Origin of the sequence: Pseudomonas capeferrum (genome assembly GCF_000731675.1) — a bacterium.
Classification (GTDB): domain Bacteria; phylum Pseudomonadota; class Gammaproteobacteria; order Pseudomonadales; family Pseudomonadaceae; genus Aquipseudomonas; species Aquipseudomonas capeferrum.
Genome location: NZ_JMIT01000006.1, coordinates 129,545 through 148,772, shown reverse-complemented (window position 1 = coordinate 148,772; position 19,228 = coordinate 129,545). Strand labels below are relative to the sequence as shown.

At 59.8% G+C, this 19,228-nt stretch carries 21 protein-coding genes; 18 read left to right on the top strand and 3 right to left on the bottom strand.

What is annotated here, in order from left to right; genetic code table 11:
• Positions 1-2: 2 nt before the first annotated feature.
• From rplR to bfr, 13 genes are all read left to right on the top strand, one after another.
• Positions 3-353 carry a 50S ribosomal protein L18 gene (rplR, locus tag PC358_RS26345; RefSeq protein ID WP_008089801.1) on the top strand — a complete coding sequence of 117 codons (351 nt, stop codon included), beginning with the start codon at positions 3-5 and terminating at the stop codon, positions 351-353.
• A gap of 3 nt (positions 354-356) precedes the next feature.
• Entirely contained in the window at positions 357-857 is a 501-nt protein-coding gene (gene rpsE / locus PC358_RS26340) for a 30S ribosomal protein S5 (RefSeq protein ID WP_003255465.1), read from the top strand.
• A 2-nt stretch (positions 858-859) separates the two neighbouring features.
• Positions 860-1,036, top strand: a complete 177-nt coding sequence (rpmD, locus tag PC358_RS26335; protein WP_008089798.1) for a 50S ribosomal protein L30 — start codon at positions 860-862, stop codon at positions 1,034-1,036.
• Positions 1,037-1,039: 3 nt separating this feature from the next.
• Complete coding sequence (rplO, locus tag PC358_RS26330; protein WP_003255461.1) at positions 1,040-1,474, top strand: 50S ribosomal protein L15; 435 nt, start codon at positions 1,040-1,042, stop codon at positions 1,472-1,474.
• Positions 1,475-2,806, top strand: coding sequence for a preprotein translocase subunit SecY (gene secY, locus PC358_RS26325; RefSeq protein WP_003255459.1), 1,332 nt, complete (start codon positions 1,475-1,477; stop codon positions 2,804-2,806).
• A 28-nt stretch (positions 2,807-2,834) separates the two neighbouring features.
• Positions 2,835-2,951: a 50S ribosomal protein L36 gene (gene rpmJ / locus PC358_RS26320; protein WP_002555468.1), complete on the top strand. Its 117-nt coding sequence runs from the start codon at positions 2,835-2,837 to the stop codon at positions 2,949-2,951.
• 131 nt (positions 2,952-3,082) lie between these two features.
• Complete coding sequence (rpsM, locus tag PC358_RS26315; RefSeq protein WP_003255457.1) at positions 3,083-3,439, top strand: 30S ribosomal protein S13; 357 nt, start codon at positions 3,083-3,085, stop codon at positions 3,437-3,439.
• A gap of 18 nt (positions 3,440-3,457) precedes the next feature.
• A complete protein-coding gene (gene rpsK / locus PC358_RS26310; protein WP_003255454.1) occupies positions 3,458-3,847 on the top strand; it encodes a 30S ribosomal protein S11 in 390 nt (129 codons plus the stop codon).
• A 15-nt stretch (positions 3,848-3,862) separates the two neighbouring features.
• Positions 3,863-4,483 carry a 30S ribosomal protein S4 gene (gene rpsD / locus PC358_RS26305; RefSeq protein WP_009681977.1) on the top strand — a complete coding sequence of 207 codons (621 nt, stop codon included), beginning with the start codon at positions 3,863-3,865 and terminating at the stop codon, positions 4,481-4,483.
• Between the two features lie 22 nt (positions 4,484-4,505).
• Positions 4,506-5,507: a DNA-directed RNA polymerase subunit alpha gene (locus PC358_RS26300; protein ID WP_003255452.1), complete on the top strand. Its 1,002-nt coding sequence runs from the start codon at positions 4,506-4,508 to the stop codon at positions 5,505-5,507.
• Between the two features lie 42 nt (positions 5,508-5,549).
• Positions 5,550-5,936 (top strand): 50S ribosomal protein L17, encoded by a 387-nt coding sequence (gene rplQ / locus PC358_RS26295; protein ID WP_033703488.1) that lies wholly within the window; start codon positions 5,550-5,552, stop codon positions 5,934-5,936.
• A 172-nt stretch (positions 5,937-6,108) separates the two neighbouring features.
• On the top strand, positions 6,109-7,548 hold the full coding sequence (locus PC358_RS26290; RefSeq protein WP_033703487.1) for a catalase: 1,440 nt from the start codon (positions 6,109-6,111) through the stop codon (positions 7,546-7,548).
• Positions 7,549-7,710: 162 nt separating this feature from the next.
• Complete coding sequence (gene bfr, locus PC358_RS26285; protein ID WP_008089766.1) at positions 7,711-8,175, top strand: bacterioferritin; 465 nt, start codon at positions 7,711-7,713, stop codon at positions 8,173-8,175.
• Between the two features lie 68 nt (positions 8,176-8,243).
• On the opposite strand, the gene uvrA is transcribed toward bfr, so the two are convergent.
• Complete coding sequence (uvrA, locus tag PC358_RS26280; RefSeq protein ID WP_033703485.1) at positions 8,244-11,078, bottom strand: excinuclease ABC subunit UvrA; 2,835 nt, start codon at positions 11,076-11,078, stop codon at positions 8,244-8,246.
• A gap of 129 nt (positions 11,079-11,207) precedes the next feature.
• Between uvrA and PC358_RS26275 the strand changes: the two genes are divergently transcribed.
• Together PC358_RS26275 and PC358_RS26270 are read left to right on the top strand one after the other, a co-directional pair.
• The gene (locus PC358_RS26275) at positions 11,208-12,602 is read left to right on the top strand and encodes an MFS transporter (protein WP_033703484.1); all 1,395 of its coding nucleotides are present in this window, start codon (positions 11,208-11,210) and stop codon (positions 12,600-12,602) included.
• 9 nt (positions 12,603-12,611) lie between these two features.
• Positions 12,612-13,163: a single-stranded DNA-binding protein gene (locus tag PC358_RS26270; RefSeq protein WP_033703483.1), complete on the top strand. Its 552-nt coding sequence runs from the start codon at positions 12,612-12,614 to the stop codon at positions 13,161-13,163.
• A 108-nt stretch (positions 13,164-13,271) separates the two neighbouring features.
• Here PC358_RS26270 and PC358_RS26265 read toward each other — a convergent pair whose 3' ends face one another.
• Together PC358_RS26265 and PC358_RS26260 are read right to left on the bottom strand one after the other, a co-directional pair.
• Positions 13,272-13,766 carry a GlcG/HbpS family heme-binding protein gene (locus PC358_RS26265; RefSeq protein WP_077068794.1) on the bottom strand — a complete coding sequence of 165 codons (495 nt, stop codon included), beginning with the start codon at positions 13,764-13,766 and terminating at the stop codon, positions 13,272-13,274.
• A gap of 128 nt (positions 13,767-13,894) precedes the next feature.
• A complete protein-coding gene (locus PC358_RS26260) occupies positions 13,895-15,283 on the bottom strand; it encodes an aminotransferase-like domain-containing protein (protein WP_033703482.1) in 1,389 nt (462 codons plus the stop codon).
• Between the two features lie 443 nt (positions 15,284-15,726).
• Here PC358_RS26260 and PC358_RS26255 point away from each other — a divergent pair, with 443 nt between their 5' ends.
• Genes PC358_RS26255 through PC358_RS26245 form a run of 3 tightly spaced genes read left to right on the top strand, consistent with a single transcriptional unit; the run spans position 15,727 to position 18,365 of the window.
• The gene (locus tag PC358_RS26255) at positions 15,727-16,752 is read left to right on the top strand and encodes a TauD/TfdA family dioxygenase (protein ID WP_033703480.1); all 1,026 of its coding nucleotides are present in this window, start codon (positions 15,727-15,729) and stop codon (positions 16,750-16,752) included.
• Positions 16,753-16,783: 31 nt separating this feature from the next.
• Complete coding sequence (locus PC358_RS26250; protein WP_033703479.1) at positions 16,784-17,569, top strand: sulfite exporter TauE/SafE family protein; 786 nt, start codon at positions 16,784-16,786, stop codon at positions 17,567-17,569.
• Between the two features lie 22 nt (positions 17,570-17,591).
• Entirely contained in the window at positions 17,592-18,365 is a 774-nt protein-coding gene (locus PC358_RS26245) for an SDR family NAD(P)-dependent oxidoreductase (protein ID WP_033703478.1), read from the top strand.
• Positions 18,366-19,228: the final 863 nt, after the last annotated feature.

Here is a 19,228-nt window from a genome sequence, read left to right as displayed (position 1 = left end):
AAATGACCGACAAAAAAGTTACTCGACTGCGTCGCGCTCGCAAAGCACGCCTCAAGATGCACGAACTCGAAGTCGTGCGCCTGTGCGTGTTCCGCTCCTCGCAGCACATCTATGCCCAGGTCATTTCGGCCGACGGCAGCAAGGTTCTGGCAAGCGCCTCGACCTTGGACAAAGACCTGCGTGATGGCGCCACTGGCAACATCGACGCGGCCACTAAGGTTGGCAAGCTGGTAGCTGAGCGTGCGAAAGCCGCCGGTGTATCTCAAGTTGCCTTTGACCGTTCCGGCTTCAAGTACCATGGCCGCGTCAAAGCGCTGGCTGATGCTGCTCGTGAAGGCGGGCTGGAGTTCTAAGTTATGGCAAATAACGATCAAAAGCGCGACGAAGGCTACATCGAGAAGCTGGTTCAAGTTAACCGCGTTGCCAAGACCGTAAAAGGCGGCCGTATCTTCACCTTCACCGCGTTGACCGTGGTAGGTGATGGTAAAGGTCGTGTTGGCTTCGGCCGTGGCAAGTCGCGCGAAGTACCAGCCGCGATCCAGAAAGCCATGGAAGCTGCTCGTCGCAATATGATCCAGGTTGACCTGAAGGGCACTACCCTGCAGTACGCCACCAAGGCTGCCCACGGCGCCTCGAAGGTTTACATGCAGCCTGCTTCGGAAGGTACCGGTATCATCGCCGGCGGCGCAATGCGTGCTGTCCTGGAAGTTGCTGGTGTTCAGAACGTTCTGGCCAAGTGCTACGGTTCGACCAACCCAGTGAACGTGGTTTACGCCACCTTCAAGGGTCTGAAAGCCATGCAATCTCCTGAATCCATTGCTGCCAAGCGCGGCAAGAGCGTCGAGGAGATCTTCTGATCATGGCAACCGTTAAAGTAACGCTGATCAAGAGCGTCTCGGGCCGTATTCCTAACCACAAACTGTGCGTTAAGGGTCTGGGTCTGCGTCGCATCGGTCACACTGTAGAAGTCCAGGATACTCCCGAGAATCGCGGGATGATCAACAAGGCTTACTACATGCTGCGCGTCGAGGGTTAATCGATGAAACTCAATGATCTGAGTCCAGCGCCGGGTTCCCGTCGCGAAAAACATCGTCCGGGTCGTGGTATCGGTAGCGGTCTGGGTAAGACCGGCGGCCGTGGCCACAAAGGTCAGACCTCCCGTTCGGGTGGTTCGATCGCTCCGGGCTTCGAAGGCGGTCAACAGCCGCTGCACCGTCGTCTGCCGAAATTCGGCTTCGTTTCGCTGAAAGCCATGGACCGCGCAGAAGTGCGTCTGTCCGAGCTGGCCAAAGTGGAAGGCGACGTGATCTCCGTGCAATCCCTGAAGGATGCCAACGTGATCAACCAGCACATTCAGCGTGTGAAAATCATGCTGTCTGGCGAAGTTACTCGCGCAGTCACCATCAAGGGCATCGCAGCCACCAAGGGTGCGCGTGCGGCTATCGAAGCAGCTGGCGGCAAATTCGAGGAATAAATGGCTAAGCAAGGTGCTCTCTCTTCGCTCGGTAAGGGCGGGATGTCGGAACTCTGGGCTCGTCTGCGCTTTCTGTTCATGGCGATCATCGTCTATCGGATAGGTGCGCATATCCCGGTTCCAGGCATCAATCCGGACCGTTTGGCGGATCTGTTTCGGCAGAATGAGGGGACCATTCTTAGCTTGTTCAACATGTTTTCCGGTGGTGCGCTTGAGCGCATGAGCATCTTTGCACTGGGGATCATGCCGTACATTTCGGCATCGATCATCATGCAGCTGATGACGGCGGTCAGCCCGCAACTGGAGCAGTTGAAGAAGGAAGGTGAAGCTGGCCGTCGCAAGATCAGCCAGTACACCCGCTACGGCACCGTTATTCTGGCGCTGGTCCAAGCCATTGGCATGTCCATTGGCCTGGCCAACCAGGGCGTGGCGTTTTCTGCCGGTCTAGGCTTCCATGTCGTCGCAGTTTCCACGTTTGTGGCAGGCGCGATGTTCATGATGTGGCTGGGCGAGCAGATCACCGAGCGCGGTGTGGGCAACGGTATCTCGATGTTGATCTTCGCGGGTATCGTTGCCGGTCTTCCGAGAGCAATCGGGCAGTCTTTCGAGTCTGCGCGCACAGGCGATATCAACATTTTCGCCCTGGTCGCTATCGGTTTGCTGGCAGTAGCGATTATCGGTTTCGTGGTGTTCATTGAGCGTGGTCAGCGTCGTATCGCCGTTCACTACGCCAAGCGTCAGCAGGGCCGCAAGGTCTTCGCTGCGCAGACCAGCCACTTGCCGTTGAAGGTGAACATGGCAGGGGTTATCCCGGCCATTTTCGCCAGCAGCATTTTGCTGTTCCCGGCTTCGCTGGGTGCCTGGTTCGGTCAGTCCGAAGGTATGGGCTGGCTGCAGGACATCTCGCAGTCGATCGCTCCTGGTCAGCCGTTGAACATTTTGCTGTTTAGTGCAGGGATCATTTTCTTCTGCTTCTTCTACACAGCGTTGATGTTCAATCCGAAAGACGTAGCGGAAAACCTGAAGAAGTCCGGTGCCTTTATTCCGGGTATCCGTCCTGGTGAGCAGTCGGCGCGCTACATTGATGGCGTTCTGACCCGTTTGACCATGTTCGGTGCTCTATACATGATGGCCGTCTGCCTTCTGCCCCAGTTCCTGGTGGTGGCAGCAAATGTGCCGTTCTACCTTGGCGGGACCTCGTTGCTGATTGTGGTAGTGGTTGTGATGGACTTCATGTCCCAAGTACAATCGCACCTCGTTTCGCACCAGTACGAATCCCTGATGAAGAAAGCCAACCTGAAAGGCTACGGTGGCAGCGGTTTGCTGCGCTGATACGCCCCTAAGGTTCGAGGAGTCGGTAATGAAAGTTCGTGCATCGGTGAAAAAGCTGTGCCGTAACTGCAAGATCATCCGTCGCGAAGGCGTCGTACGAGTGATCTGCAGCGCGGAACCGCGTCACAAACAGCGCCAAGGCTGATTGTGATCGTCGCTTCAAACCCAGCAGCTAGTGTGCTGCTGGGTTGATTATTCGTTTCTACAGCGATATTATCTCGCGCCCTATTTCTTGGCTTCCGGGGCGTAGGTAGCTGTCAATTGGAGTCCCACTGAATGGCCCGTATTGCAGGCGTCAACATTCCAGATAACAAGCATACTGTTATCTCGCTGACCTACATCTATGGTGTCGGTCGCACAACTGCGCAGAAGATCTGTGCAGACGCTGGTGTAAACCCAGCCGCTAAGATCAAGGATCTGAGCGACGAGCAAATCGAAACCCTGCGTGGCGAAGTCGCGAAGTTCACCACCGAAGGTGACCTGCGTCGTGACATCAACATGAAGATCAAGCGCTTGATGGACCTGGGTTGCTACCGCGGCCTGCGTCATCGTAAAGGTCTGCCGGTTCGCGGTCAGCGCACCAAGACCAACGCACGCACCCGTAAGGGCCCGCGTAAGCCGATCCGCAAGTAACCGCCCAGGAATATAGACATGGCAAAACCTGCTGCTCGTCCTCGTAAGAAAGTCAAAAAGACAGTGGTTGATGGCATCGCCCACATCCACGCTTCTTTTAACAACACCATCGTGACCATCACCGACCGTCAGGGCAATGCTTTGTCCTGGGCGACCTCCGGTGGTTCGGGTTTCCGTGGTTCGCGCAAATCCACCCCGTTCGCAGCTCAGATTGCTGCTGAGCGTGCTGGTCAAGCTGCGCTGGAATACGGTCTGAAGAACCTCGACGTTAACGTCAAGGGTCCAGGTCCAGGTCGTGAGTCCGCCGTTCGTGCATTGAACAGCTGCGGCTACAAGATCGCCAGCATCACCGACGTGACGCCAATCCCGCATAACGGGTGCCGTCCGCCGAAGAAGCGTCGCGTGTAATCAGGAGACAGAAGAATGGCACGTTACATTGGTCCAAAATGCAAACTGTCTCGTCGTGAAGGCACCGATCTGTTCCTGAAGAGCGGCGTTCGCGCTCTGGAATCGAAGTGCAACATCGAAGCAGCCCCAGGTATCCACGGCCAGCGCCGTGGCCGTCAGTCCGACTACGGTACCCAGCTGCGCGAGAAACAAAAAGTCCGTCGTATCTACGGTGTTCTGGAGCGTCAGTTCCGCGGTTACTACCAAGCTGCTGCCTCGAAAAAAGGCGCAACCGGTGAGAACCTGCTGCAACTGCTCGAGTGCCGTCTGGATAACGTCGTTTACCGTATGGGCTTCGGCTCGACTCGTTCCGAGTCCCGTCAGCTGGTTTCGCACAAAGCGATCAGCGTCAACGGTAAGACTGTAAACATTCCATCCTACCAAGTTCGTCCGGGTGACGTGGTCGCGGTTCGCGAGAAGTCGCTGAGCCAGCTGCGCATTGTTCAAGCCCTTGAACTGTGCGCCCAGCGTGGCCGCGTTGAGTGGGTTGATGTGGATGCTGCTAAAAAGTCGGGCGTTTTCAAGAACGTTCCTGCTCGCAGCGACCTGTCCGCCGACATCAACGAGAACCTGATTGTCGAGCTCTACTCCAAGTAAGGGCTAGAAAATAGGTGCATCCATGCAGATTTCGGTAAATGAGTTCCTGACTCCCCGCCACATTGATGTGCAGGTAGTCAGTCCGACCCGCGCCAAGATCACGCTCGAGCCTCTCGAGCGTGGCTTCGGCCATACCCTGGGCAACGCGCTGCGCCGCATCCTGTTGTCCTCCATGCCTGGCTGTGCAGTAGTCGAGGCCGAGATCGATGGCGTACTCCATGAGTACTCCGCGATCGAAGGTGTTCAGGAAGACGTCATTGAAATCCTGTTGAACCTGAAAGGCCTGGCTATCAAACTGCACGGTCGTGACGAAGTTACGCTGACCTTGTCGAAAAAGGGTTCGGGGGTGGTTACCGCTGCCGATATTCAGCTGGATCACGATGTCGAGATCGTCAACCCCGATCACGTAATCGCGAACCTGGCGTCGAATGGCGCCCTGAACATGAAGCTCACCGTAGCTCGTGGTCGTGGTTACGAGCCGGCCGACTCCCGTCAGACCGACGAAGACGAAAGCCGTAGCATTGGCCGTCTGCAGTTGGACGCTTCGTTCAGCCCGGTGCGTCGTATCGCCTATGTGGTCGAAAACGCCCGTGTTGAACAGCGTACCAACTTGGACAAGCTGGTCATTGATCTGGAAACCAACGGCACCCTGGATCCTGAAGAGGCTATCCGCCGCGCTGCGACCATCCTGCAACAGCAGCTGGCCGCGTTCGTCGACCTCAAAGGTGACAGTGAGCCGGTTGTTGTCGAGCAGGAAGACGAGATCGATCCGATCCTGCTGCGTCCGGTTGACGACCTGGAACTGACTGTACGTTCGGCCAACTGCCTCAAGGCGGAGAACATCTACTACATCGGCGACCTGATTCAGCGTACCGAAGTAGAGCTGTTGAAGACTCCTAACCTGGGCAAGAAGTCCCTGACTGAAATCAAGGACGTCCTGGCCTCTCGTGGTCTGTCTCTCGGCATGCGCCTCGACAACTGGCCGCCTGCAAGTCTTAAGAAAGACGACAAGGCGACCGCCTGATCGTCGTAATCACCGAACGTAGTGTTTGGTAAGGAATGAATCATGCGTCATCGTAAAAGTGGACGTCACCTGAGCCGTACCAGCTCTCACCGCAAAGCTATGTTCCAGAACATGGCAGTGTCGCTGATCGAGCACGAGCTGATCAAAACCACCCTGCCGAAAGCCAAGGAACTGCGCCGCGTTGCCGAGCCGCTGATCACCCTGGCCAAGGAAGACAGCGTTGCTAACCGTCGTCTGGCCTTCGACCGTACCCGTTCGAAGTCCGCTGTTGGCAAACTGTTCAACGATCTGGGCAAGCGTTACGCCTCCCGTCAGGGCGGCTACCTGCGCATCCTGAAGTGCGGTTTCCGCGCTGGCGACAACGCGCCTATGGCGTACGTCGAGCTGGTTGATCGTCCAGTCGGTGGTGCTGTAGAAGCTGCCGAGTAAGACGTTCTGTCTGCTACAAAAAACCGGGCCTAGTGCCCGGTTTTTTGTTTCTGTACGTATTGTTAATTTCTATTGATACAAGTCATGTAATGAATTTGTCCTGAAACAACCGCTCGTCAATACTCCTATCCAAGCCGATTAGCCGGCACTTCAAGACCGATAAGGAGAGCCCATGAGCAAGATTCTCACCACCGCCAGCGGTGCACCTGTAGCTGACAACCAGAATTCCCGCTCTGCCGGCCCCCGCGGCCCGCTGCTGCTCGACGATTTCCACCTGATCGAGAAGCTCGCCCACTTCAACCGCGAGAACATCCCCGAGCGTCGTGTTCACGCCAAGGGTTCGGGCGCCTATGGCACGTTTACCGTCACCCGCGACATCACCGCATACACCAGCGCCAAGTTGTTCGAGCAGGTCGGCAAACAGACTGAAACCTTCCTGCGTTTCTCCACCGTCGGTGGCGAACGGGGTTCGGCCGACACCGAGCGTGACCCGCGAGGTTTTGCGCTGAAGTTCTATACCGAGGAAGGCAACTGGGACATCGTTGGCAATAACACCCCGGTGTTCTTCATCCGTGACCCGCTCAAGTTCCCGGACTTTATCCACACCCAGAAGCGCCACCCGCAATCCAACCTGAAGAACGCCCAGATGATGTGGGACTTCTGGTCGCACTCACCCGAGGCACTGCACCAGGTCACCATCCTGTTCTCCGACCGCGGCATTCCGGACGGCTATCGTCACATGCACGGCTTCGGCAGCCACACCTACAGCCTGATCAGTGCGGCAGGCGAGCGCACCTGGGTCAAATGGCACTTCAAGACCCAGCAAGGCATCAAGAACCTCGCCCCAGCCGACGCTGCACGGCTGGCCGGCACAGACCCGGACTACGCCCAGCGCGACCTGTTCGAGGCCATCGAGCGTGGCGACTACCCGCGCTGGACAGTGTGCATTCAGGTGATGAGTGAAGCCGAGGCGGCCAGCCGCGACGAGAACCCGTTCGACGTGACCAAGACCTGGTCGCAAAAGGACTACCCATTGATCGAAGTGGGTGTGCTGGAGCTTAACCGCAACCCGCTCAACTACTTCGCCGAAGTCGAGCAGGCCGCTTTTGGCCCTAGCAACATGGTCCCTGGTGTAGGGCTGTCGCCAGACCGCATGCTGCAAGGCCGCGTGTTTGCCTACGCTGATGCGCACCGCTACCGAGTGGGTACCAACCATCAGCATCTGCCAGTCAATGCACCGCGCTGCCCAGTCAACAGCTACCAGCGTGACGGTTCTATGGCCACCGGCAGCTACGGCAGCGCGCCGAACTACGAGCCCAACAGTTACGCCGATGCACCCAAGCAGTCCCCACGCCATGCTGAGCCTGCACTGGCCCTCAATGGTTCGGCTGATCGCTACGATCACCGCGAGGACAACGATTACTACAGCCACGCCGGTGCGTTGTTCCGCCTGATGAACGAACAGCAGAAGGCCTTGCTGATCAGTAACATCGCCGGTGCCATGGCAGGGGTGAGCGAGGATGTGATCCAGCGTCAGCTCCAGTACTTCTACAAGGCTGACGCCGCCTACGGCGAAGGCATTGCCAAGGCGTTGGGCGTGAACCTCGCTTAACTCGAAGTGATAAGAAGAACCGCCCTCATTTGGGCGGTTTTTCAATGAATATCACTACTGTTTAGCCGATTTTTTGCCTGTTATTGCGCGTTTATCCGTGACCGCGAGCAAAACCTGGTTCACACTATGTCCATTGATGTTTTCACATGGAGAAGCAGGGCGATGCAAGGTCACCCGGACGTAATCAACTACCTCGTCACGTTGCTGAAGGGCGAACTGGCAGCACGCGACCAGTACTTCATTCACTCGCGTATGTATGAAGACTGGGGCCTGTCCAAGCTCTACGAGCGCATCAACCACGAGATGGAAGAAGAGACGCAGCACGCCGATGCGCTGATGCGCCGCATCCTCATGCTCGAAGGCACGCCCGACATGCGTGCCGATGACCTCGAAGTGGGCAGCACAGTGCCGGAAATGATCGAGGCTGACCTCAAGCTCGAATACAAGGTGCGTGCCGCGCTGTGCAAAGGCATCGAGCTGTGCGAGCTGCACAAGGACTACATCAGCCGCGACATCCTGCGCGCACAGCTGGCTGACACCGAAGAAGATCACACCTACTGGCTGGAGAAGCAGCAGGGCCTGATCAAGGTGATCGGCCTGGAGAACTACCTGCAGTCGCAGATGTAAGTTATCCACAGCCCACGAAAAAGCCCCTGGCACCTACGGTACCAGGGGCTTTTTTATCCACAGGCGGATCAGGCCCGGTCACGCTCCAACAGCGGCTTGAGGTAATGCCCGGTGTAGGACTGCTTCATCTTGGCCAGCTCTTCCGGCGTACCGCTGGCAATGATCTGCCCACCCTTGGAGCCACCCTCCGGCCCCAGGTCCACCAGCCAGTCGGCCGTCTTGATCACGTCCAGGTTGTGCTCGATCACCACCACGGTGTTGCCGTGGTCGCGCAGGCGGTGCAGCACATCGAGCAACTGCTGGATATCGGCAAAGTGCAGGCCGGTGGTCGGCTCGTCGAGGATGTACAGGGTCTTGCCGGTGTCACGCTTGGACAGCTCGCGCGACAGCTTCACCCGCTGCGCCTCACCGCCGGACAAGGTCGTCGCCGACTGCCCCAGCTTGATGTATGACAGGCCCACGTCCATCAGCGTTTGCAGCTTGCGCGCCAGCGCCGGCACCGCATCGAAGAACTCGCGGGCATCCTCGATGGTCATTTCCAGCACCTCGTGGATGTTCTTGCCCTTGTACTTGATCTCCAGGGTTTCGCGGTTATAGCGCTTGCTCTTGCACACATCGCACGGCACGTAGATGTCTGGCAGGAAGTGCATCTCGACCTTGATCAGGCCGTCGCCCTGGCACGCCTCACAACGCCCCCCCTTGACGTTGAACGAGAAGCGACCGGGGCCATAGCCACGCGAGCGCGACTCGGGCACGCCCGAGAACAGTTCGCGGATAGGCGTGAAGATACCGGTGTAGGTTGCCGGGTTGGAGCGCGGTGTGCGGCCAATCGGGCTCTGGTCGATATCGACCACCTTGTCCAGGTGCTGCATGCCGTCCATGCTGCTGTGCGGCGCGGCTTCCAGGCTGCTGGCACCGTTCAGCGCGGTCGCTGCGAGCGGGTACAAGGTGTTGTTGATCAGCGTCGACTTGCCCGAACCCGATACCCCTGTCACGCAGGTCAGCAGGCCGATCGGGATTTCCAGGTCGACGTTCTGCAGGTTGTTGCCGCGGGCACCCTTGAGTTTCAGCGAGAGCTTCTTGTCGCGCGGTGTGCGTTTGGCTGGCACGGCGATCTTCTTGCGCCCGGACAGGTATTTGCCGGTCAGCGAGTCAGGGTGCGCCATGACCTCTTCAGGCGTGCCCTCGGCGACGATCTGGCCGCCATGCACCCCGGCCCCCGGACCGATGTCCACCACGTAGTCAGCCAGGCGGATAGCGTCCTCGTCGTGCTCCACCACGATCACCGTGTTGCCAAGGTCGCGCAGGTGGTTGAGGGTGGCCAGCAGGCGGTCGTTGTCGCGTTGATGAAGACCGATGGACGGTTCGTCGAGGATGTACATCACCCCGACCAGGCCCGCGCCGATCTGGCTGGCAAGGCGGATGCGCTGGGCTTCACCGCCCGACAGGGTGTCGGCGCTGCGGTCCAGTGTCAGGTAGTCCAGGCCGACGTTGACCAGAAATTGCAGGCGCTCGCAGATTTCCTTGAGGATCTTCGAAGCAATTTCGCCTCGGCGCCCGGTCAGGGTCAGCTCGCCGAAGTAGTTGCTGGCTTCACCGATGGGCAGGTTGGTAACTGCCGGCAGGGTTTTCTCGCCAACCCACACGTGGCGGGCCTCGCGCCGCAGGCGGGTACCGCGGCAGTCGGGGCAGGGCTGGGTGCCGAGCAGCTTGGCCAGCTCTTCACGCACCGTGGCCGACTCGGTTTCGCGGTAGCGCCGCTCCAGGTTCGGCACGATGCCTTCGAACGGGTGCGAGCGCTTGACGATGTCGCCCCGGTCGTTGAGGTACTTGAAGTCCACGCTCTGCTTGCCGCTGCCTTGCAGGATCACCTTCTGGTGCTCGGCCGACAGCTCGCCGAACGGCGCCTCCAGGCTGAACCCGTAATGCGCGGACAGCGAGCCGAGCATCTGGAAGTAATAGACGTTGCGCCGGTCCCAGCCACGTATCGCGCCCTCGGCCAAGGTCAGCTCGGTATTGACCAGGCGCTTGGTGTCGAAGAACTGCTTGACCCCCAGGCCGTCACAGGTCGGGCAGGCACCGGCCGGGTTGTTGAACGAGAACAGCTTGGGTTCCAGCTCGCTGATCGCATGGCCGCAGACCGGGCAGGCGAAGCGGGCGGAGAAGATCATCTCTTCGCCTTCCTCATCGTCCATCGGCGCCACCAGCGCGATGCCGTCGGCCAGCTTGAGCGCAGTCTCGAACGACTCGGCCAGGCGCTGCTGCAGGTCGGCGCGGACCTTGAAGCGGTCTACCACCACATCGATGCTGTGCTTCTTCTGCTTGTCCAGCTTGGGCAGTTCATCGAGCTCGTAGAGCTTGCCGTTGACCCGTGCGCGGACGAAGCCCTGGGCGCGCAGCTCGTCGAACACCGCCAGGTGCTCGCCCTTGCGCTCGCGGATTACCGGGGCCAGCAGCATCAGCTTGCTGCCTTCTGGGCGCTCCAGTACCAGGTCGACCATCTGGCTGATGGTCTGCGCTTCCAGCGGGATGTCGTGGTCCGGGCAGCGCGGGGTGCCGACGCGGGCATAAAGCAGGCGCAGGTAGTCGTAGATCTCGGTGATCGTGCCCACGGTAGAGCGCGGGTTGTGCGACGTCGACTTCTGCTCGATGGAGATGGCCGGGGAGAGCCCTTCAATGGTGTCGACGTCGGGCTTTTCCATCATCGACAGGAACTGCCGGGCATAGGCCGACAGGGATTCGACATAGCGGCGCTGGCCTTCGGCGTACAGCGTGTCGAACGCCAGTGAGGACTTGCCGGATCCGGACAGGCCGGTGATCACGATCAGCTTGTCCCGCGGCAGGGTCAGGTCGATGTTCTTCAGGTTGTGGGTACGTGCCCCACGAATCAGGATCTTGTCCACTGCGGCCTCGCTCGGCGGGCATAAACAAGGAAGTATACGGCGCGCTGCCATTACGCGGCAAAGCGTCGCGTATATGCCGTCTAGCTGTCGGACTGATAGAATCGCCGCCGGTTCACACGAGGTTAATCCATGCACGACACCCACAACGAGCGCATGAGTGGCAGCGAAACCCGCGCCGCAAGCGGCCTGGCCCTGGTCTTTGCCTTTCGTATGCTGGGCATGTTCATGGTCTTGCCGGTGCTGGCCACCTACGGCATGGACCTGGCTGGCGCCACGCCCGCGCTGATCGGCCTGGCCATTGGCGCCTATGGCCTGACCCAGGCGGTACTGCAGATCCCGTTCGGCATGGTGTCCGACCGCATCGGGCGGCGTCCGGTGATCTACCTGGGGCTGGTGATCTTCGCCCTGGGCAGCATTTTGGCGGCCCAGGCCGACTCTATCTGGGGCGTGATCGCCGGGCGCATTCTGCAGGGCGCGGGGGCGATTTCTGCGGCGGTCATGGCGCTGCTGTCCGACCTTACCCGCGAGCAACACCGCACCAAGGCCATGGCCATGATCGGCATGAGCATCGGCCTGTCATTCGCCGTCGCCATGGTCGTCGGGCCACTGTTGACCAGTGCCTTCGGCTTGTCAGGATTGTTCCTTGCCACGGCGGGGCTTGCCTTGGTCGGTATCCTGCTGATTGCCTTCGTCGTGCCCAATTCCCACAGCACCCTGCAGCACCGCGAGTCGGGTGTCGCGCGCCAGGCACTCGGCCCGACCCTGCGCCATGCGGACCTTCTGCGCCTGGACGTCGGTATCTTCATCCTGCATGCCATCCTCATGGCCAGCTTCGTCGCCCTGCCTCTTGCCTTCGTCGAACGGGGCGGCCTGCCGAAGGAAGAACACTGGTGGGTGTACCTGACCGCGCTGTTCATCTCATTTTTTGCAATGGTGCCGTTCATCATCTACGGCGAGAAGAAGCGCAAGATGAAACGCGTGCTGGCCGGAGCGGTCAGTGTGTTGCTGCTGGTGGAGGTGTTCTTCTGGCAGTGGGCTGACAACTTGCGCGGACTGGTGATTGGCACCGTGGTATTCTTTACTGCATTCAACCTGCTGGAAGCCTCGCTGCCTTCGCTGGTGAGCAAGGTGTCGCCTGCGGGTGGCAAGGGAACGGCGATGGGGGTGTATTCCACCAGCCAGTTCCTGGGTGCCGCCCTAGGCGGAATCCTCGGTGGCTGGTTGTTCCAGCACGGTGGGCTGAACATGGTGTTTCTGGGTTGTGCGGCGCTGTGTGCCGTGTGGCTGGTCGTTGCCTTGCGCATGAACGAGCCGCCGTATGTGACCAGCCTGCGCATGCCGTTGACGCCCGAGGCAGTCCGGGAAGCCGGGTTGACCGAACGCCTGATGGCCGTGCCGGGTGTAACCGACGCCGTTGTGGTGGAAGAAGAAGCCGCCATCTATATCAAACTGGATACGAAAATTTTGGACCGTACGACCCTCGAGCGTCTGGTGAACCCAGCCTCTTCGGCGTGCGAAGCCTAGGAGAACGTTATGGCCCGTGGGGTTAACAAAGTCATTCTGGTCGGCACCTGTGGCCAGGATCCCGAAGTCCGCTACCTGCCCAACGGTAACGCCGTGACCAACCTGAGCCTGGCTACCAGCGAGCAGTGGACCGACAAGCAGTCGGGCCAGAAGGTCGAGCGTACCGAGTGGCACCGTGTGTCGATGTTCGGCAAGGTTGCCGAAATCGCCGGCGAATACCTGCGCAAGGGTTCGCAGGTGTACATCGAAGGCAAGCTGCAGACCCGCGAGTGGGAAAAAGACGGCATCAAGCGTTACACCACCGAAATCATCGTCGACATGCAGGGCACCATGCAGCTGCTGGGCGGCCGTCCGCAGAACCAGCAAGGTGGCGGCGACCAGTACAACCAGGGTGGTGGTAACAACTACAACCAGGGTGGCCAGCAGCAACAGTACAACCAGGCGCCGCCACGTCAGCAGGCCCAACGCCCGCAGCAGGCGCCACAGCGTCCTGCACCGCAGCAGCCAGCGCCGCAGCCGGCCGCTGACTTTGACAGCTTTGATGACGATATTCCGTTCTGATCAGAGCGGTTAGGCGTCGCGCTACATCGAAAGCCCAGGGCATTTGCCCTGGGTTTTTTTATGTGCGAGGAAACTTCACGGGCGCAAATGAAAGGTAAGCCTCGAGAGTCAGGCATCGCCATCCAGCGCCGCCTGGGCAAACTGCACATCCAGCTCCGGCGTAGCCCCGCTGATACCGATGCCGCCGATATGCTGGCCATTCGCATCCATGATTGGCAGGCCACCCCCCAGTAGTGTGAAGCCAGGCAGTGACGCATAGGGATTCGCTGGCAGGGCAGCACTGCGCTCTGCAAGTGTTCTGGAGGCAAGCGGGAAACGGGCGGAAGTCGCGGCCTTGAGCTTTGCGACCTGGATGCTGCCGCTGCTGGTGCCGTCCATGCGGTGGAAGTGCTTGAGGTTGCCATGGTTGTCGACAATGCTGATGACGATGGCAAAGCCCTCGGCCTGGGCAGCGCGTTCGGCGGCTGAGGCCATTGCCCGGGCGGCTTCGGCAGTGATCGAGGCGGAGGGAGGCGGGGCGGCTGTCAGGGGATCAGCCAGCGAGGGTGCCGCCAGCAACAGCGAGCACATGAGGAGACTGGCACGGCCGTAATAGGTTTTCATGCAAGCATTACCCTTAGGATTTTTCGGGCAACCTAGCAGGCGACTGGCGTTTGTTGATGTAGTCCGTTTCTGAAACTGATGTCGGCCTGTCCCAAAAGGACGGCAGCGAGCCGTCCAGGGTCATTCGCCTAGTAGAAAAGCCGCGGCTCTGGTGAATCCAGCAGGCTGACCAGCTTGGTCAGGGCAAAGCCCAGTTCCGAACGGCTCGGCGTCATCAGGGCGATACGCACGCCACAGGTGGCAGCGCTGCGTTCAGGCAGGAACTGGCTGCCGCTGACCACGGTGACGCCATTGTTGCGCGCCAGGTTGGCAAATTCGTCGCTGGTCCAGGGCTCGGGCAGTTCCAGCCAGATATGAAAACTGTAGGGCTGGCTGCGGATCTTGTACTTGCCAAGGATTTCACGGGCCATCTGCTGGCGCGTGGCCGCTTCGTCCTGCTGCACCTGCACCAGTTGCTCGGCCATGCCGCTGTTGATCAGGTTGCTGGCCAGTTGTGCCATCAACGGCGATGGCATCCACACGCTGCTGCGCACCATCGACGACAGCCGCGACAGGGTTTGCGGCGGGGCATACAGGTAGCCGATACGCAGCGCTGGCAGCACGCTCTTGGACAAGCTGGTCAGGTATACCGAGCGTTCGGGTGCATAGGCGGCCAAGGGCTTGTAGCCAGGTGCTGGCTCCAGGAAACCGTAGATATCGTCATCGACGATGAACAGGTCGAACTCGCGGGCAATGGCGGCGATGGCTTCGCGGCGCGCGTGGGGCATGATCGAGTTGGTCGGGTTCTGGTGGGTGGTGACGCACACCAGCAGGGAAGGGCGGTGCTCCATGCACGCTGTGCGCAAGGCCTCGGGAATCAGGCCGTGTTCGTCCATGGCCACACCGCGCAGGCGGCGCCCCATGCTATGGGCCAGCGAAATGATGCCTGGGTAGCAGAACGACTCGCACAGTATGACGTCGTCGCCTTTGGACAGGCTGCTGATGGCCACCAGCAGGCCATGCTGGGCACCCGAGGTCAGCACTACCTGCTGCCAGTTGGCTTCAGGCATCCAGCGCTGGATCCAGGCCGCACCGGCCTGCTTGTGCGTCGCATGGCCACCCTCGGTGACGTAATCGAGCACCTGGGCCAGGTCGGGTGACGCGGCCAGTTCGTTTATTGCCCCGCGCAGCCAGTCGGTCATGTGCGCGTCATTGGGCTTGATGATCGAAAGGTCGATCTGCCCGCTCTCGCGTTCGGCTGGCGGCATCAAGGGGCGTGCTGCCGGGGCCTGCGCCTGGCGTTGCTGCAGCACGAAGGTGCCGCGCCCCACCTCGCCCACCACCAGGCCACGTTTGGCCGCTTCGTCATAGGCTCGGCCGATGGTGCCAGGCGTCACGTTCAGTGATTCGGCCAGGTCCTTGAGTGTCGGCAAGCGTTCGCCAGCGGTCAGCCGGCCGCTACCGATGTCCTGTTCAAGGGCGTCGGCGATCATCAGATAGACCGGCTGTGCCAGGTCGCTGTAGTGAGGAACCCACATGGAAATGGCACCAGAAGCTGCAAGAACGCGAAAGCCTAGCACGAAAGGTCTGATAGGAGTAATTGTGTTTTTGTCTAGGTAAATTGCACCGATTGAGGTGGTTTCGCTAAACAAAAACGGAGGAAGGGGCGAATCGCGTTCCGGCTGTACTCGGCACCAGGCACGCGTGTCTACGGCGGTTTTTCCAGAAATCTTTTGAAATCAATGAGTTGATTGAATCGATTCAATCGGTGTTCTTTGTTGATGATGAAATAAATTGAGTCGATTCTATTTTTGTAATTACAATGATTGAGTCGATGCAATTGACGGGTGCCCTTTCTGCCTCCGCCACCCCCATCGCACAGCTGTGAACGGCTTCAAAAAAAAGACAATGTCTGCCGCCTCTGCCCGGCTTAGCACGACACCGAATGGCCACAAGCTAGCTCAATGGACTAACACTCGAAATGGAAAGCGCACACCTGCAACAAGCAGCCGAGCCTCAGACTTCACTGGAGATTCGCCTGCCTTGGGTGACTTCAAGTGCCTGGCAAACCGTACTGAACAATACCCCCCTCGATTTCGAAACCAGCAAAGAGCTCTATCCGCAGCTCAAGGACCAGGCACAGGAGGTGCTGGGCAAAGCACTCTGCCAACAGATTCGTGGCTTCGTCGAAGACCCGCAGCTGACCTGCATGATCGTGCGCAACTGCCCACGCGACCGCGACGTCCCCCCTACGCCGTACTCCGGGGTACTCAGCCCGCGCAGCACGCCGATAGCCTGCCTGGTCAGCCTGACCATGCAGAGTCTGATGGGGATCAACCCGATCGTTTATGAAGGGGAGAACGACGGGCGCCTGTTCCGCCATGTCATCCCGGCGCGTACCTCGTCCAGCCACAAAAGCTCCCACGGCTCGCGGCTGCGCTTTTCCTACCACGTCGACAACCCCGACTTGCCGTTGTCGTCCGAGCCACTGGGCAGCGCTTCGTGCTGCCCGGAGTACCTGTCGTTCTTCGGCATGCGCTGTGACCCGCGTATCAGCACAACCCTGGTCAACCTCGATGCCGTAGTGGCGGCGCTGCCCGCGGCCAGCGTGCGCGAGCTTTGCCAGCCACAGTTCGAAATTCGCCGCCCCGACTCGTTCACCGCCAATCGGCGCTGCACCGCGGAGCTGCCCGTGCTGGCACGTGGCAACGCGGGGGAGTGGTTGTGCCGTTTCGACAGCGAAAACACCCACGGGCTGAACCTGCGTGCCGAGCAAGCCCTGGCCAGCCTGCGCGGCGTGCTGGAAACCCGCCGCTTCGATGAGCCGCACCTGCTGCTGCCGGGTGACTTCATGGTGTTCAAGAACCAGCGCGTATTGCATGCCCGTGATGGCTTCGAGCCGCAAAACGACGGTGCCGACCGCTGGCTGATGCGCCTGTTCGCAGTCAACGACCTGAACCGTGTGCATTTCACCCGCGCCGATCACCTCTACGAAGTGCGCTCCTGATCTCACTCAACCACTCGATGGAAGTAATGCTATGGAACTGTTAGGCGCTTTCTGGGCGGAACACTGGCTGCTGGCGATCCTGATGCTGGGGGCGATCGCGTTCATTGCCGGCTTCGTCGACAGCATTGCCGGCGGTGGCGGGCTGTTTCTGGTCCCTGGGTTTTTGCTGGTGGGCATGCCGCCGCAAGTGGCCCTGGGGCAAGAAAAACTGGTCAGCACCCTGGGCACGCTGGCGGCCATTCGCAACTTTCTGGCCAACAGCAAGATGGTCTGGAAGGTGGCGCTGGTCGGCGTGCCGTTCTCGTTGCTCGGGGCCTACCTGGGGGCGCACCTGATTGTGTCGATCTCCCAGGAGACCGTGGGCAAGATCATCCTGGCGCTGATCCCGGTCGGCATCCTGATTTTCCTCACCCCTAAGGACCGCCCGGTCGAGGAACGCGAGCTGTCACCGCGGGTGCTGTACACCGTGGTGCCATTGACCTGCCTGACCATCGGCTTTTATGACGGTTTCTTCGGCCCCGGCACCGGCAGCATGTTCATCATCGCCTTCCACTACCTGCTGCGCATGGACCTGGTGTCCAGCTCGGCCAACTCCAAGACCTTCAACTTCGCCTCCAACATCGGCGCACTGGTGGCGTTCATCATGGCCGGCAAGGTTGTGTACCTGCTGGCCCTGCCACTGGTGGCCTGCAACATCCTCGGCAACCACATGGGCAGTGCCCTGGCCTTGCGCAAAGGCAATGACGTGGTGCGCAAGGTGTTGGTGTTCTCGATGCTGTGCCTGTTCACCAGCCTGGGCGTGAAGTACCTGGTCTGACTTACCCAACCGGAGATAACTGATGAAAACCGCATTCGTAACCGGCGCCTCCTCGGGGTTTGGCCGTGCCATCTGTCGTACCTTGGTTGCCAAGGGCTACCGCGTGATCGGTGGCGCCCGGCGCATGGATAAACTGCAGGCACTGGAGGGTGAACTGGGGGTCAATTTCATCCCGCTGGCCCTGGATGTCACCGACCCGGTGTCGCTTGAAGCGGCAGTCGAACAGATCCGTGATGCGTCGCTGCAGATCGACCTGCTGGTGAACAACGCCGGGCTGGCGCTGGGCGTCGATCGCGCCCAGGCCAGCAGCGCCGAAAACTGGCAGCGGATGATCGACACCAATGTCACCGGGCTGGCCATGGTCACCCACAAGATCCTGCCGCAGATGGTGGCGGCGGACAGCGGGATGATCATCAACATCGGCTCCATTGCCGGCACTTACCCGTACCCAGGCGGCAACGTGTATGGCGCCAGCAAGGCATTCGTTCGCCAGTTCAGCCTCAATCTGCGTGCCGACCTGGCCGGTACGTGTGTTCGGGTGAGCAACATTGAACCGGGCCTGTGCTCGGGTACCGATTTTTCGCTGGTGCGCCTGAAGGGCGATGTGGAGGCCGTGCAGGCTCTGTACCGTGATGTGGAGGCGATTCTGCCGGAGGATATCGCGGCCACGGTGGCCTGGATTGCGGACCAGCCCGCGCATGTGAATATCAATACCATCGAGATCATGCCGGTGGCGCAGAGCAGTGCGGCGCTTAATGTGGTGCGCGATCTGCCTAGGCCGTTGGGCGCTGCTTGATTGCCCCGTTATCGTTTGGGCCAACTGGCGCCCTGGCGGCTGATGGCCTCTTCGCGGGATCTTGTGGGGTTTACCGCGAAGAGGCCAGTGAGATCAATGCAACCGGTTCTTGGCTAACTCGATATCGTCCATCAACGCCTTGGCCAGGACACTCATCGTCGATGGTTTCGATAACGCCGCGTAGCAGCTCGCTAACGTGGGCGAGGGCATGGGGTGGGTACATGTCGGATTGGACGGTGAAGAATGGGGTGGTGATCGGTTTGCGGCGGGGTGGGTCTGGGACGATCTTTTTCATAGGGTAACTCCAGCTTCTCGTCGAAGGGTGCTACCACCTGAATCTTTCTCATGGATTGAAGGTGGCAGCCATACGCAGGTGTGAGAAAGCCGATAGAAGCTAGCAAACACTCGGCCAGGCGAAAGCCCGCCCACGTACGGCCACCATAACGGTGCTGCTAGCTAAGTGATCGGGTTCTCATGCCCGGCTGCCGAAGCGACCCGAAAACGTTATCCCTGAGGCATTTCACCGACAACAGCGATACTTCAGCAGTGCGTGTAGGGTAATTCCTAAGTGGCTGGAACCTGTAGCATTTGGTTTCAGGTTCAGAAATGTCTTACGGCGGATGGGTTTGTTGGCTGTGAGGTGCATGTCGGGAGAAAAGGGTGGGCACGGGGTGTTCGCCACAACAGGTTCAGCGCCTATGAGATCGAGCGCCGCCCGCGCGGCGCATCGCGACGCAAGGCCGCTCCTACATTTGTTTCGGGCCAATGAGGTCTGTGACATTTGCGCGCGACCGCCTTGTTCGCACGACGCAATATCGAGGCGAACACCAAGGGGGCGCGCGCCAATGCCTCAGGAATAATTG